The sequence below is a fragment of the Micrococcus sp. Alg238-R198 genome (assembly GCF_900537135.1).
Lineage (GTDB): Bacteria > Actinomycetota > Actinomycetes > Actinomycetales > Micrococcaceae > Micrococcus > Micrococcus luteus.
This window is the reverse complement of sequence record NZ_UNRH01000001.1, coordinates 319,060-332,111: the sequence shown is the minus strand read 5'-3', so window position 1 is coordinate 332,111 and position 13,052 is coordinate 319,060. Positions and strand designations below refer to the sequence as shown.

The 13,052-nt window shown below is 72.6% G+C and carries 12 protein-coding genes and 1 other RNA gene; 6 read left to right on the top strand and 7 right to left on the bottom strand.

Annotation, left to right across the window (positions count from 1 at the left end):
- Positions 1-5 precede the first annotated feature (5 nt).
- The 4 genes from G6R13_RS01495 to ssrA all read left to right on the top strand — a co-directional run bounded on the left by G6R13_RS01495 (position 6) and on the right by ssrA (position 2,629).
- Positions 6-815, top strand: a complete 810-nt coding sequence (locus G6R13_RS01495; protein ID WP_041104295.1) for a CoA transferase subunit A — start codon at positions 6-8, stop codon at positions 813-815.
- The gene (locus tag G6R13_RS01490) at positions 812-1,477 is read left to right on the top strand and encodes a CoA transferase subunit B (RefSeq protein ID WP_036381762.1); all 666 of its coding nucleotides are present in this window, start codon (positions 812-814) and stop codon (positions 1,475-1,477) included. Before G6R13_RS01495 ends, G6R13_RS01490 begins: the two co-directional genes overlap by 4 nt.
- Positions 1,478-1,606: 129 nt before the next feature.
- Positions 1,607-2,122: an SsrA-binding protein SmpB gene (gene smpB / locus G6R13_RS01485; protein ID WP_044659238.1), complete on the top strand. Its 516-nt coding sequence runs from the start codon at positions 1,607-1,609 to the stop codon at positions 2,120-2,122.
- Positions 2,123-2,257: 135 nt separating this feature from the next.
- Positions 2,258-2,629: a transfer-messenger RNA gene (gene ssrA, locus G6R13_RS01480) on the top strand.
- A 79-nt stretch (positions 2,630-2,708) separates the two neighbouring features.
- Here ssrA and G6R13_RS01475 read toward each other — a convergent pair.
- The 5 genes from G6R13_RS01475 to aroA all read right to left on the bottom strand — a co-directional run bounded on the left by G6R13_RS01475 (position 2,709) and on the right by aroA (position 7,114).
- Positions 2,709-3,155 (bottom strand): CrcB family protein, encoded by a 447-nt coding sequence (locus G6R13_RS01475; protein ID WP_069941464.1) that lies wholly within the window; start codon positions 3,153-3,155, stop codon positions 2,709-2,711.
- On the bottom strand, positions 3,152-3,637 hold the full coding sequence (locus G6R13_RS01470) for a CrcB family protein (RefSeq protein ID WP_041104301.1): 486 nt from the start codon (positions 3,635-3,637) through the stop codon (positions 3,152-3,154). The genes G6R13_RS01475 and G6R13_RS01470 overlap by 4 nt, the downstream gene beginning before the upstream one ends.
- A 77-nt stretch (positions 3,638-3,714) precedes the next feature.
- Positions 3,715-4,554, bottom strand: coding sequence for a histidinol-phosphatase (hisN, locus tag G6R13_RS01465; protein ID WP_041104303.1), 840 nt, complete (start codon positions 4,552-4,554; stop codon positions 3,715-3,717).
- 29 nt (positions 4,555-4,583) lie between these two features.
- Complete coding sequence (locus G6R13_RS01460) at positions 4,584-5,684, bottom strand: ribosome small subunit-dependent GTPase A (RefSeq protein WP_163720917.1); 1,101 nt, start codon at positions 5,682-5,684, stop codon at positions 4,584-4,586.
- Positions 5,684-7,114, bottom strand: coding sequence for a 3-phosphoshikimate 1-carboxyvinyltransferase (aroA, locus tag G6R13_RS01455; protein WP_163720916.1), 1,431 nt, complete (start codon positions 7,112-7,114; stop codon positions 5,684-5,686). Before aroA ends, G6R13_RS01460 begins: the two co-directional genes overlap by 1 nt.
- 200 nt (positions 7,115-7,314) lie before the next feature.
- Here aroA and G6R13_RS01450 point away from each other — a divergent pair, with 200 nt between their 5' ends.
- Positions 7,315-8,031, top strand: coding sequence for a sigma-70 family RNA polymerase sigma factor (locus G6R13_RS01450; RefSeq protein ID WP_036314006.1), 717 nt, complete (start codon positions 7,315-7,317; stop codon positions 8,029-8,031).
- Entirely contained in the window at positions 8,028-8,306 is a 279-nt protein-coding gene (gene rsrA / locus G6R13_RS01445) for a mycothiol system anti-sigma-R factor (protein ID WP_060974333.1), read from the top strand. Before G6R13_RS01450 ends, rsrA begins: the two co-directional genes overlap by 4 nt.
- A gap of 257 nt (positions 8,307-8,563) precedes the next feature.
- On the opposite strand, the gene G6R13_RS01440 is transcribed toward rsrA, so the two are convergent.
- Entirely contained in the window at positions 8,564-9,169 is a 606-nt protein-coding gene (locus tag G6R13_RS01440) for a GDSL-type esterase/lipase family protein (protein ID WP_004167659.1), read from the bottom strand.
- A 76-nt stretch (positions 9,170-9,245) separates the two neighbouring features.
- Positions 9,246-12,974 carry a multifunctional oxoglutarate decarboxylase/oxoglutarate dehydrogenase thiamine pyrophosphate-binding subunit/dihydrolipoyllysine-residue succinyltransferase subunit gene (locus tag G6R13_RS01435; protein ID WP_060974334.1) on the bottom strand — a complete coding sequence of 1,243 codons (3,729 nt, stop codon included), beginning with the start codon at positions 12,972-12,974 and terminating at the stop codon, positions 9,246-9,248.
- Positions 12,975-13,052 lie beyond the last annotated feature (78 nt).

Sequence of the window (13,052 nt, the reverse complement as noted above, 5' to 3'; positions counted from 1 at the left end):
CGGACATGGCTCTCGACAAGACCGTGGCCACGCCCGCCGAGGCGGTGGCGGACGTGCCGGACGGCGCGTCCCTGGCCGTCGGCGGCTTCGGGCTCTCCGGCAACCCCGTGCAGCTCATCGAGGCCCTGCTCGAGCAGGGCGCCACGGACCTGTCCGTCGTCTCCAACAACTGCGGCGTGGACGGCTGGGGCCTGGGCATCCTGCTCGGCGCGCGCCGGCTGCGGAAGATGACCTCCTCCTATGTGGGGGAGAACAAGGAGTTCGCCCGCCAGTACCTCAAGGGCGAGCTCGAGGTGGAGCTCGTCCCGCAGGGCACCCTCGCGGAGAAGCTCCGCGCCGGCGGCGCCGGCATCCCGGCGTTCTACACCCGCTCCGGCGTCGGCACCCAGGTGGCCGAAGGCGGCCTGCCCATGCGCTACGACGCGGACGGCACCGTGGTGAAGTCCTCGCAGGCCAAGCCCACGGACACGTTCGTGCTCGGCGAGGGCTACCTCAGCCAGACCCCGGACGAGCCCGAGACCTATGTGCTCGAACGCTCCATCGTCACCGACTTCTCCCTCGTGCACGCGTGGAAGGGCGACCGCCACGGCAACCTCGTGTTCCGCAAGGCCACCCGCCAGTTCGGCCCGCCCGCGGCCATGGCCGGCCGCGTGTGCATCGCGCAGGTGGAGGAGCTCGTCGAGCCCGGCGAGATCGACCCGGATGACGTGCACCTGCCCGGTGTCTTCGTGCACCGGATCGTGGAGGTCGGCACGGACATCGAGAAGCGGATCGAGAAGCGCACCGTGCGCGCGTCGGGGGAGGGGCGGGCATGAGCGAGCAGACCACCGGGCGCCCCCGGGGCCTGAGCCGCGACCAGATGGCGGCCCGCGCCGCGCAGGAGCTGCCGGACGGCGCCTACGTCAACCTCGGCATCGGCATGCCCACGCTGATCCCCAACCACATCCCCGCCGGGCGGTCCGTGGTGCTGCAGTCCGAGAACGGCATCCTCGGCACGGGCCCGTACCCCACGGAGGACGCCGTGGACCCGGACCTGATCAACGCGGGCAAGGAGACCGTCACCGTGAACCCGGGGGCGTCCTTCTTCGACTCCGCGCTGAGCTTCGGCATGATCCGCGGCGGCAAGATCGACGTCGCCGTCCTGGGCGGCATGGAGGTCTCCGCCGCGGGCGACCTGGCCAACTGGATGGTGCCCGGCAAGATGGTCAAGGGCATGGGCGGTGCGATGGACCTCGTCCACGGCGCCGGCCGCGTGATCGTCATGATGGACCACGTGTCCAAGGACGGCACCCCCAAGATCGTCGACCAGTGCACCCTGCCGCTGACCGGCCGCGCCGTCGTCGACCGCATCATCACGGACCTGGCCGTGATCGACGTCGTCGGCACCCCGGAACAGCCCCGCCTGGCGCTCGTGGAGACCGCGCCCGGCATCACCGAGGAGCAGGTCCGCGCGCTCACCGGCGCGCCCCTGGACTGAGCCGACGACGCCGCCCCGCGGCCCCGGCGCACCGCCTCGGCGGGCATCGGGCCGGCACGGGATAGACTGGACGGCCGCGCCCTGATCGGGGCGCGGCCGTCGCCGTGGACGCTGGAAGGACGTGAGGCCATGGGCAAGAACAGCAAGGGCAAGGCCGCCAAGCAGCCGGCCCCCGGCGAGCGCCAGGTGATCGCCAACAACAAGAAGGCGCGCCACGACTACACCATCCTCGACACGTACGAGGCCGGCATGGTGCTCACCGGCACCGAGGTGAAGTCGCTGCGCGAGGGCAAGGCCTCGCTCGTGGACGGCTTCGCGGTCTTCTACCGGGACGAGCTGTGGCTCGAGCAGGTCTACATCCCGGAGTACCTCAACGGCTCGTGGACCAACCACGCCGCCCGCCGCCGCCGCAAGCTGCTGCTGCACCGCGCCGAGCTGACGAAGATCTCCCGCCAGATCCAGGATCCGGGCCTGACCATCGTGCCGCTGTCCCTGTACTTCCTGAACGGGCGCGTGAAGGTGGAGATCGGCGTCGCGCGCGGCAACCGCGAATACGACAAGCGGCACAAGCTGCGCGAGCAGCAGGACAACCGCGAGGCCCAGCGGGCCATGCGGATGCGCAACCGGCGCGCCGGCGTGGCCTGAGCGCGGTGGACCCCTTGGGAATGCCTCGGGGGCGTGCTACGTTGTATCTCTCGCAGGGCCGGTTTCAGGACCGGCGGGCCTCGCGCCCTCCGCCTGCAGTGGTGATTGACAACCTCATAGAGGAGTCGCCCCCATGGGGCCGATCGGTTTCGACGGTGTGTGTCGCGTCGGGAGAAGCGGGCCGAGGATGCAGAGTCATCTCGTCAAACGCTCTCTGCAAACCAATAAGTGCCGAATCCAAGCGCACTGACTTCGCTCTCGCTGCCTGATCAGTGATCGAGTCCGTCACCCCGAGGTCGCTGTCGCCTCGGATCGTGGCGTCAGCTAGATAGCCACTGGGCGTCACCCTCGCCGGGGGTCGTGACGCCGACATCAATCCGGCTGGGTCCGGGTTGGCCGCCCGTCTGCGGGACGGCCAGGACCGAGCAACACCCACAGCAGACTGCGCCCGGAGAAGACCTGGCAACACCTCATCGGACGCGGGTTCAATTCCCGCCGGCTCCACTCACCACCACGGGAAGGCCCCGGAATCACCCCGATTCCGGGGCCTTCGTCGTGTCCATGCCGGTGTGCGGCGGCCCGCCCCTCAGCCGGCCAGGACGGCGTGCAGGCCCAGGCCGGCGCCCCAGCCGACGACGACGGCCACCAGCCCCAGCCCCAGATGCGCGGTCCACAGGCGGGCGGCTGTGCCCCATCGACGGGCGAGCGCGGCGTCAGCCGCCTCAGCGGCCACGGTGGACCACGTCCCCAGGGCGAGGCAGAACCCGGACACCACGGCGGACACCGCCGCGACGAGCACGAGCCCCTGCCCGTCGCCCCCGCCCCCGGAGGTGTGCACCAGCTCCGGCACGGCCAGGCCGACGGTGACGCCGAGGAGCAGGGCCGCCGTCGTGTTGGCGGTGAGCAGACCCCGGGGCCCGATCCGGTCGGTCAGGCGCCGGCGCACCAGGGCGCCGAGCGCCCCGCCCGCCGCGAGGCAGGCCAGGAGGGCCACCTGGAGGAGAGCGAAGACCTCGTATCCCGCGCCGCTCATGCGTCCTCCGCCGAACGATCCGTCCCGACCGCGCGCGACCCCGGGGCGCCACCGGCGCGCAGGCCGAGCACGGCCGCCGCCGTCGAGAGTGCAGCCATCAGCGCGAGCACCAGCAGCACCGCTACCGCCGCGGCGAGGACGCCACCCGCCCCGGACGCCGCGGCGCCCAGCCGCACCGGCCACAGCACCAGGGCGACGGCGCTGGAGATGGTGGTGAACGCACCGAGGAAGCCGGTTCCCAGCCCCGCCACCAGGCGTGGACGCCAGTCCGGCCCGCGGCGTCGCGAGGCCGCCCACAGCAGGCCGAGCAGGAACGAGCCGAGCACGTTCACCACGAACAGCGGCAGGGCCTGGACCAGCACGTCGACCGCCCCGAACGCGGCGCCGAACGTGCCGCGGAAGTTGGGCGCCCCGGCCAGCGCGGTCACCGCGTTCATCACCCCCGCACCGCACAGCACGCCCGCGGCACCGCCGAGGGCCACCGCACCCGCAGTGCCGGGCCGGCGATCTGTCCCGCGCCCGCCCCTCCGGTCGGCCGTCGTCTCCCCCCGCACTGCTATCAGGCGCCGCCCTCGGTCTCGTCACCCGCGCGGAGGCGGGCGAGGACGTCGTCGTGGAGCAGGCCGTTCGTGGCCAGCGCGTGCCCGCCGAACGGGCCGTCCTCGCCGTCCAGCGAGGTGAAGCGGCCGCCGGCCTCGCGCACGATCGGCACCAGAGCGGCCATGTCATGCAGCTCGAGCTCGGGCTCGGCCGCGATGTCCACGGCGCCCTCGGCGACGAGCATGTAGGACCAGAAGTCGCCGAAGCCGCGCACGCGCCACACGTCCGAGGTGAGCTGCAGGAACGCGCGGATCGAGCCGCGTTCGCGCCAGCCCTCGATCGAGGAGAAGGACAGCGACGCGTCCTCGACCCGGTCCACGCCGGACACGGTGATCCGCTGAGCACGCGTGAGCGAGGTGCCCGCGAAGGCGCCCTGGCCGGCCGCGGCCCACCAGCGACGGTGCAGGGCGGGGGCGGAGACGACGCCGACGACGGGCTCGCCGTCGATCAGCAGCGCGATGAGGGTGGCCCACACGGGCACGCCGCGCACGAAGTTCTTGGTGCCGTCGATGGGGTCGACCACCCACTGCCGGCCGGAGCGGCTCAGAGATCCGCCGAACTCCTCACCCACGATGCCGTCGCGCGCCCGGGCACGGGACAGGGTCGAGCGGATGGACTCCTCGGCGGCGCGGTCCGCATCCGTGACAGGGGTGAGATCCGGCTTGGTGCTGACCTCGAGGTCCTGGGCCTTGAACCGGGACATCGTGATCGAGTCCACGTTGTCCGCCAGCATGTGGGCCAGCCGCAGGTCCTCCGTGAGGTCGCGGCCGCGGGTCGCAGGGTTCTCAGGTCGCTCCATGCCGCCCACGCTATACCGCGCGGGCCGCCTCAGTCCTCGGACGACGCCGCGTCCTCCGCCCCCGAGGGGGCCAGCCGGTTGCCGAGCAGACGCCGCAGCGAGGCCAGGCGTGCCGCTCCCGAGGGGCCGGCGTGGCCCGCGGCCACCCATGCGTCCAGGCCGCAGCCGGGGGAGTCGGCGGTGTGGGTGCAGCCGCGCGGGCAGTCCGCCAGCCCGCCGGCGAGGTCGTCGAACGCCTCCACCACGCGGTCCGGCTCGACCCAGCCCAGCCCGAAGGACCGGATGCCGGGGGTGTCCACCACCCAGGTGTCCGGCAGGGGGGCGCCGTCGTCGCCCGTCAGCGGCAGTGCGAGCGCGGACGAGGAGGTGTGCCGGCCCCGGCCGGTGACGGCGTTGACGTGGCCGGTGGCCCGTTCCGCGCCGGTGAGCGCGTTCAGCAGCGTGGACTTGCCGACGCCGGAGGGCCCCACGAACGCGCTCGTGTGCCCGATCAGCCGCTCGGCCACCCGGGCCACGAGCGAGGCGTCCAGGGCGGTGTCCCCGGTCTCGGCCTCGAAGGTCGCCGCACCGGAGGTCATCACCTCCAGGTCCAGGGCCTCGTAGTGCGCCACCAGCGCGGCCGGATCACGCAGGTCGGTCTTCGTGATGAGCAGCACCGGGTGGATGCCGGCGTCGTAGCAGGCGACCAGGGCGCGGTCGCTGAAGCCGGTCCGGGGCTCCGGATTGGCCGCGGCCACCATGATCACCAGCAGGTCGGCGTTGGCCACCACCACCCGCTCGACCTCGTCCGAGTCGTCCGCCGACCGGCGCAGGACCGTGCTGCGCTCCTCGACACGGACGATGCGTGCGAGCGTGCCCTCGTCCCCGGAGAGGTCCCCGACGACGGCCACCCGGTCGCCCGTGGCGATCGGCGTGCGGCGCAGCTCGCGGGCGCGCATCGCCGTGATCCGCTCGTCCAGGCGATCCGGCAGCACCACGGCGTACCGGCCGCGGTCCACCGTGGTGACCATGCCGACCTGCGCATCCTCGTGCTTGGGCCGCTCCTTGGTGCGCGGGCGGGTGCCGCGTTTGGACGGGCGCACCCGGACATCGGACTCGTCCCACGCGGAGGGATCGAGGCGCCGGGCCATCAGCGGGCCTCCTCGGCCGCATCGCCGGGTGCCACGAGCGCGGTCCACAGTGCGGGGAAGTCCGGCATCGTCTTCGCGGTGGTCGCCACGTCCACGATGCCGGTCCCCGGCACGCGCAGGCCGACGACGGCGGCGAAGGTCGCCATCCGGTGGTCGTGGTAGGTCTCGAGGGCGGCGGGCGACAGCGGCCCCGACGCGTCCGTCCCCGGGAAGCCGAGCGACGTCTCGTCCTCGTCCACGGTGATCCCCAGGCGGGCGGCCTCGGCGGTGAGCGCGGCGAGCCGGTCCGTCTCATGGCCCCGCAGATGGCCGATCCCCGTCAGGCGGGTGGGCCCGGAGGCCAGCAGGGCGAGCGCGGCCGCGGTGGGGGCGAGCTCGGCCGTGTCCGCGATCTCACCGGCGCCGGTGATGCGGGGCGCGCCGTCGTCGTGGACCGCCCCCGTCACCGTGAGCCGGCCGCGGGAGCGGTCCGTGCGGTCGACCGTGAGGGCCACGCTCGCCCCGAACTGCGGCAGGATCCGCCGCCAGCGGTCGCCGATCTGCGTCGTGCGGGTGGGCCAGTCCGGCACCGTCACGGAGCCGCCCGTGGCCACGGCGGCGGCCAGGAAGGGGCCTGCGTTGGACAGGTCCGGCTCGACGGTCGCCTCGTGTGCCGGGATGCGCCCCGGGGCCACGGTCCACGCCCCGGGACCCGCCTCGGCGACGTCCACCTCGAGCGCGCGCAGCACCCCGACGGTCATCGCGACGTGCTCCGGACTCGGCACGGTCTGCCCGGTGTGCCGCAGCCGGAGGCCGCGCGGCATCCCCGCGGCCGCCAGCAGCGCGGCGGACAGGAACTGGGAGGAGCCGGAGGCGTCGACCGCGACCTCCGGCACGTCGCCGTCGGGGGCCACCGTGGCCGCGTCCGCGCGGGTCGTCATCGTGAAGGGCAGGCGACCGGGCTCGCCCTCCTCGTTGACGGCCACCCCGAGCTGGCGCAGCGCGTCCAGGACCGGGGCCATCGGGCGCAGGCGCGCGCCGGCGTCGCCGTCGAAGCGGACCCGGCCGGGCCGCAGCGCGGCGACGAACGGGACGAAGCGCATGACCGTCCCCGCCAGTCCGCAGTCCACGGCGACATCCCCGGCCAGCGGCTCGCCGACCGGCATCGGATGCACCCGCAGTCCGCCGTCGGACAGGGGCTCGAACCGGGCCCCGAGCGCTGTGAGCGCCGTGCGCATCAATGCCGTGTCCCGCGACTCGAGGACGCCGTGCAGGACGCACGGACCGTCGGCGAGCGCGGCGAGCACGAGATGCCGGTTCGTCAGCGACTTCGATCCCGGCAGCCGCACCTCTCCGCGCACCGGGCCGCGCGCCACGGGCGCGGGCCAGGTCTCGGCGGCGTCGGGACGGGGGGCGGGGGAGTGCGCGGCGGCACGCGTGGGGCGGGTCACCGGACCAGCCTATCCGGCGGCTGTCGGCCGGGGTCGGCCTGTCGCGGGGGAATACCTGGAACGCTCCTGGCGCTCCACTGGACGACCCCGTACCCGTGTCGGCGCACCGGTCCCGCTCGCCGCGGACCGCAGCCGGAGAGGAGCCCCGCATGAGCGCCGCCCTGCTGACGCATCCCTCCCGGACCGTAGACTGGCCCGCGATGAGCACTGACAACAGCCGGCCGGAATTCGCCCGGCCCGAGGACGCCCCCGAGCACGACCGCGCCGACATCGACGTCGCCGCCGAGTCCGAACAGCAGCGCCGTGCCCGGTTCGAGCGTGACGCCCTCGAGTTCGTGGACCAGTTGTACTCCGCTGCGCTGCGCATGACGCGCAACCCGCAGGACGCCGAGGACCTGGTCCAGGAGGCGTACACGAAGGCCTACTCCTCGTTCCACCAGTACCGGCCCGGCACCAACCTCAAGGCCTGGCTCTACCGGATCCTCACGAACACGTACATCAACCTCTACCGCAAGCGGCAGCGCCAGCCCCTCGAGGCGGACAACCCTGAGGTGGAGGACTGGCAGATGGCCCGGGCCGCCGAGCACACCTCCGGTGGCCTGCGCTCGGCCGAGACGGAGGCCCTCGACCGGCTGCCCGACTCCCAGGTGAAGGACGCCCTGCAGGCGATCCCGGAGGAGTTCCGGCTCGCCGTCTACTTCGCGGACGTGGAGGGCTTCGCCTACAAGGAGATCGCCGAGATCCTCGACGTGCCGATCGGCACCGTCATGTCGCGGCTGCACCGCGGCCGCAAGCAGCTGCGCGAGCGCCTCGCGGACTACGCGGCCGCGCGCGGCATCAAGGCCCAGCCGAAGAAGAAGACCGGGCGCGGCGGCACGAAGCAGACCGAGACGAGCACGAAGGAGGCCACGCGATGACCGCGGACCAGCACGGCCATGAGTGCCGCGTCGCCCAGGACGCCTCCCTGGAGCGGCTGTACCAGTACCTGGACGGCGCCCTGACGCCCGAGGACATCGAGCAGGTGCGCGCCCACGTGGCGGAGTGTCCGGACTGCCGGCACCAGAAGGAGCTCGAGGAGCTCATCCGCTCGGCGGTGCGTCGGTGCTGTCAGGAGAAGGCGCCCGCGCAGCTGCGGGCCACCATCATGACCCGCATCACCCAGATCTCGACGACGACCGTCACCTGGGGCTGACACCGCGACATGCGGACCCGTGGGCACCCGATCGGGCGCCCCGACGATGACGAAGGGCCGTCCCCTGAGGGGACGGCCCTTCGTGGTCTCTGCGGTCGCCGGGTGGCACCCGGCCGGTCCGCGACGCCGATCAGCGGATCAGGCGTTGGGACGCTTGCCGTGGTTGGCGCCGTTCCTGCGGCGGTCGCGACGCTTGCGTGCACGCTTGCTCATGACGTCTCCCTTCAACGAGTCGGTCGGTGGTCCATTCTGTCACATCAGGCCGTGGGCTCGGGCAGACCGAGCCACTGGTACCAGCCCCGATGCAGCACGAGCCACGCGATGAGCCCGTGGCCCGCCTGGCCCGGCCGGCCCTGGCCGGAGGCCAGGTCCGAGCGCCACTGCTCGTGGCCCACCAGCGGGGTGAACGTGTCCACGTACACGTGGTTGCGCCGGTCGGCCACATCCAGGTAGGCGGCGTTGAGCTCGGCGAGCCGGGCGTTGCGCTGCTCGTCCAGGGTGGGCGTGGGGCCCACCACGAGCACCGGGATGTTCCGCTGCGAGGCGGTGTCCAGGACGTTGGCCAGGTTCAGCCGCGAGCGGGCGGTCGAGGTGGCCTCCAGGTCCAGGTCCGCGTCGGACAGGGCCACGACGAGGCGGTTCTCCGTCTCCTCGGAGAAGCGCCGCGAGGCCTCGCCCCACCAGCGCTCGTTGAGGTCCTCGGTGGTCTCGTGCGGCACGGCCAGCACGTAGTTCTCCAGCTCCACGTCGGGGGCCTGGGTGCGGGCGAGCACGCGGCCCCACCAGCCGATGGCGCGGGCGTCGCCCGCACCGGCCAGCAGCTGGTCGCCGACGGCGGCGATCCGGATCCGGCGGTTGTGCACAGTGTGTCCTTTCGTCGGCCGATCCGGCGCCGCCGCCGCACCGGAGGGTGCGGCGGCGGCGCAGGGTCGGTCCGGGTCAGCGGCCGAAGGCGGCGTCCAGCAGCGTGCTGAGCTCCTGGTCGTGGCGGCCCTTGGTGCCCGCGGAGGTCGCGGCCGAGGCCGGGCGGGACACGAGGGTCACGGGGCCGTCGAGCTGCGGCACGAGGTTCAGTGCCATGAACGGCCACGGGCCCTGGTTCGCGGGCTCGTCCTGCACCCAGGTGACGTCGGCGACCGGGTAGGCGCGGAGCGCCTTGCGGATCTCGTCGAGCGGCAGCGGGTAGAGCTGCTCCACCCGCACGATCGCGGTGGACGTGTCACCGGACTTCTCGCGGCGGGCGAGCAGGTCGTAGTACAGCCGGCCGGAGACCAGCACCACGCGCGTGACGTCCTTGGCGTCCACCCCGGCGTCCGGGATGACCGGCTGGAAGCCGCCCTCGGTGAAGTCCTCCACCGAGTTCGCGGCGGCCTTGAGGCGCAGCAGCTGCTTCGGGGTGAACACGATGAGGGGCCGACGCGGGCGGGCGTAGGCGTGCTCGCGCAGCAGGTGGAAGTGGTTCGCGCCCGTGGAGGGGTTGACCACGCGCATGTTGTCCTCGGCGCACATCTGCAGGAAGCGCTCGATGCGGGCGGAGGAGTGGTCCGGCCCCTGTCCCTCGTAGCCGTGGGGGAGGAGCAGGACCACGGACGAGGTCTGCGACCACTTCTGATCGGCCGAGGAGATGAACTCGTCGATGATCGTCTGCGCGCCGTTCACGAAGTCGCCGAACTGGGCCTCCCACAGCACGAGGGCGTCGGAGCGCTCCACGGAGTAGCCGTACTCGAAGCCGAGGGCGGCGTACTCGGACAGCAGCGAGTTGTAGACCCAGAACTTCGCCTGGTCCTCGGAGAGGTGCCTCAGCGGCGCCCACGTGTCGCCGGTGATCCGGTCGTGGAACACCGAGTGGCGCTGCGTGAAGGTGCCGCGCTGGGAGTCCTGGCCCGCCAGGCGGACCGGCACGCCCTCCATGAGCAGCGAGCCGAAGGCCGCCAGCTCGGCGAAGCCCCAGTCGATGCCGCCGTCGACGGCCATCTTGGCGCGGCGCTCGAGCAGGGCCGCGAGCTTGGGGTGGACCGTAAAGCCCTCGGGCACGTCGATGTGCGCCTGCCCGATGGCCCGCAGCGTCTCGGCCGAGATGGCCGTGGACGCCGGCGCCTCCGGGGCCGCGTCCCGGTCCTCGGCCGGGCGGAGGCCCTCCCCGCCGGAGGCGGGCGCGTCCTCGTGGGTCTCCGCGAAGACCCGCTCCAGCTGCTGCTGGTAGTCCTTCAGGGCGCTGTCCGCCTCCTCCTGCGTGATGTCGCCGCGGCCCACGAGGGACTCGACGTACAGCTTGCGGGTGGAGCGCTTCTGCTCGATGAGGTTGTACATGCGCGGCTGCGTCATCGACGGGTCGTCGCCCTCGTTGTGGCCGCGGCGGCGGTAGCAGACGAGGTCGATGACGACGTCCTTGTTGAACCGCTGGCGGTACTCGAAGGCGAGCTGGGCCACGTGCACCACGGACTCCGGCTCGTCGCCGTTGACGTGGAAGATCGGGGCCTGGATGGTCTTGGCCACGTCGGTGGAGTACACCGCGGAGCGCGCCTGGGTCGGCGGCGTGGTGAAGCCCACCTGGTTGTTCACGACCACGTGGATCGTGCCGCCGGTGCGGTAGCCGGGCAGCTGCGAGAGCTGCAGGACCTCGGTCACGACGCCCTGGCCCGCGAAGGCCGCGTCGCCGTGCACGAGGATCGGCAGCACGGAGAAGGAGTCCGGGCGCTGGCCACCCAGATCGAGGCGGTCCTGCTTGGCACGCACGACGCCCTCGAGGACCGGGTCCACGGCCTCCAGGTGCGAGGGGTTGGCGGCGAGGTACACGCGGGTGCTGTTGCCGGCGTCGGACACGAAGGTGCCCTCGGTGCCCATGTGGTACTTCACGTCGCCCGAGCCCGAGGCGCCGCCCGGGGTGGCCCCCTCGAACTCGCGGAAGACCTGGCTGTAGGTCTTGCCGGCGATGTTGGTCAGCACGTTCAGGCGACCGCGGTGCGCCATGCCGATGGCGACCTCGTCCAGCCCGGCGTCGGCGGCGTCGCCGAGGATGCCGTCCAGCAGCGGGATGAGGGACTCGCCGCCCTCCAGGGAGAAGCGCTTCTGGCCGATGTACTTGGTCTGCAGGAACGTCTCGAACGCCTCCGCGGCGTTGAGTCGGCCCAGGATGCGCAGCTGCTCCTCGCGGGTGGGCTTGGCGTACGGCTGCTCGAGCTTCTCCTGGAACCAGGCGCGCTCGGCCGGGTCCTGGATGTGCATGTACTCGACGCCGATGGTGCGGCAGTACGCGTCACGCAGCACGCCGAGGATCTTGCGCAGCGTCAGGCTGCTCGCCCCGCCGAAGCCGCCGGTGGGCCACTTGCGGTCCAGGTCCCACAGGGTCAGCCCGTGCTCGCGGATGTCGAGGTCCGGGTGGTAGGCCATCGAGTACTCGAGCGGGTCCACGTTGGCCAGCAGGTGGCCGCGGTCCCGGTACGCGTGGATGAGCTGCTGGATGCGGGCGACCTTGCCGATCTGCTCCTCCGGGTTCACCTGCACGTCCTGGGCCCAGCGGACGGGCTCGTAGGGGATGCGCAGGGAGTGGAAGACCTCGTCGTAGAAGCCGTCCTCGCCCAGCAGGAGGCCGTGCACGATCTTCAGGAACTCGCCGGAGCCGGCGCCCTGGATCACGCGGTGGTCGTACGTGGAGGTCAGCGTGATCGTCTTGGAGATCGCCAGGTCGTGCAGCGTGGACTCGGCGGCGCCCTGGAAGGCGGCCGGATAGGTCAGCGCGCCGACGCCGATGATGGCGGCCTGGCCCTGGGACAGGCGGGGCACCGAGTGCACGGTGCCGATGCCGCCCGGGTTGGTCAGGGAGACCGTGGTGCCGGCGTAGTCGTCCATCGTCAGCTTGTTCTTGCGGGCGCGCTGGACGAGGTCGTCGTACGCCTTCCAGAAGCCGCGGAAGTCGAGGGTCTCGGCGGCCTTGACGTTGGGGACCACGAGCGCGCGGGTGCCGTCCGGGCGGGGCAGGTCGATGGCGAGGCCGAAGTTCACGTGGGCCGGCTCCACCATGGTGGGCTTGCCGTCGCGCTCCTCGTAGGTCACGTTCATCGAGGGCATGGCCGCGAGCGCGCGGACCACGGCGTAGCCGATGAGGTGGGTGAAGGAGACCTTGCCGCCGCGGGTGCGGGCCAGGTGGCTGTTGATGACCACGCGGTTGTCGATCAGCACCTTGGCCGGCAGGTCGCGCACGGTGGTGGCGGTGGGCATGGACAGGGAGGCGTCCATGTTCGTGGCCACGGCCTTGGCCATGCCCTTGAGGACGGTGGCCTTCTCCTGCTTCTCGTCCGCGGTGGTGGCGGTGGTGTCGGCGGGCTCGGAGGGCACGGCCTGGGCCGCCGGGGTCTTCTTGGGCTTGGGGCCGGTGCTGACCGAGGTCTCCTTGGGCTGCGGACCCCGGGCCGGGGCGGTCGCCGCCTTCGGCTCGGTCACCTTGGCGGAGGCCTTCGGCTCGGTCTGGGCGGCGGCCTTCGGCTCGGTCTGGGCGCCGGCCTTCGGCTCGGCCTCGGCGGGGGCGCTGGCCTCAAGACGGGCGAAGATCTGTGCCCACTGCCGGTCCACGGAACCGGAGTCCTCGCGGTACTTCCGGTAGATCTCGGCCACGAGCCGTTCGTTCCCCGGGAACTCCTGTGCGAGCCGGTCCGACGTGAGTTCTGGCACTGTGTAACGCCTCTTCCTGAGCCTTGGGATGCGATGTGCTGCGCCGGGCCACCCGCGCGGCGCGCGTGGGGCCGGGAA

What these genes read in the sequence shown, in the direction of transcription:
- G6R13_RS01495 (WP_041104295.1), top strand. Translation starts at nt 6, where the DNA reads ATGGCTCTCGACAAGACCGTGGCCACGCCCGCCGAGGCGGTGGCGGAC.
- G6R13_RS01490 (WP_036381762.1), top strand. Translation starts at nt 812, where the DNA reads ATGAGCGAGCAGACCACCGGGCGCCCCCGGGGCCTGAGCCGCGACCAG.
- smpB (WP_044659238.1), top strand. Translation starts at nt 1,607, where the DNA reads ATGGGCAAGAACAGCAAGGGCAAGGCCGCCAAGCAGCCGGCCCCCGGC.
- G6R13_RS01475 (WP_069941464.1), bottom strand. Translation starts at nt 3,155, where the DNA reads ATGAGCGGCGCGGGATACGAGGTCTTCGCTCTCCTCCAGGTGGCCCTC.
- hisN (WP_041104303.1), bottom strand. Translation starts at nt 4,554, where the DNA reads ATGGAGCGACCTGAGAACCCTGCGACCCGCGGCCGCGACCTCACGGAG.
- G6R13_RS01460 (WP_163720917.1), bottom strand. Translation starts at nt 5,684, where the DNA reads ATGGCCCGGCGCCTCGATCCCTCCGCGTGGGACGAGTCCGATGTCCGG.
- G6R13_RS01450 (WP_036314006.1), top strand. Translation starts at nt 7,315, where the DNA reads ATGAGCACTGACAACAGCCGGCCGGAATTCGCCCGGCCCGAGGACGCC.
- rsrA (WP_060974333.1), top strand. Translation starts at nt 8,028, where the DNA reads ATGACCGCGGACCAGCACGGCCATGAGTGCCGCGTCGCCCAGGACGCC.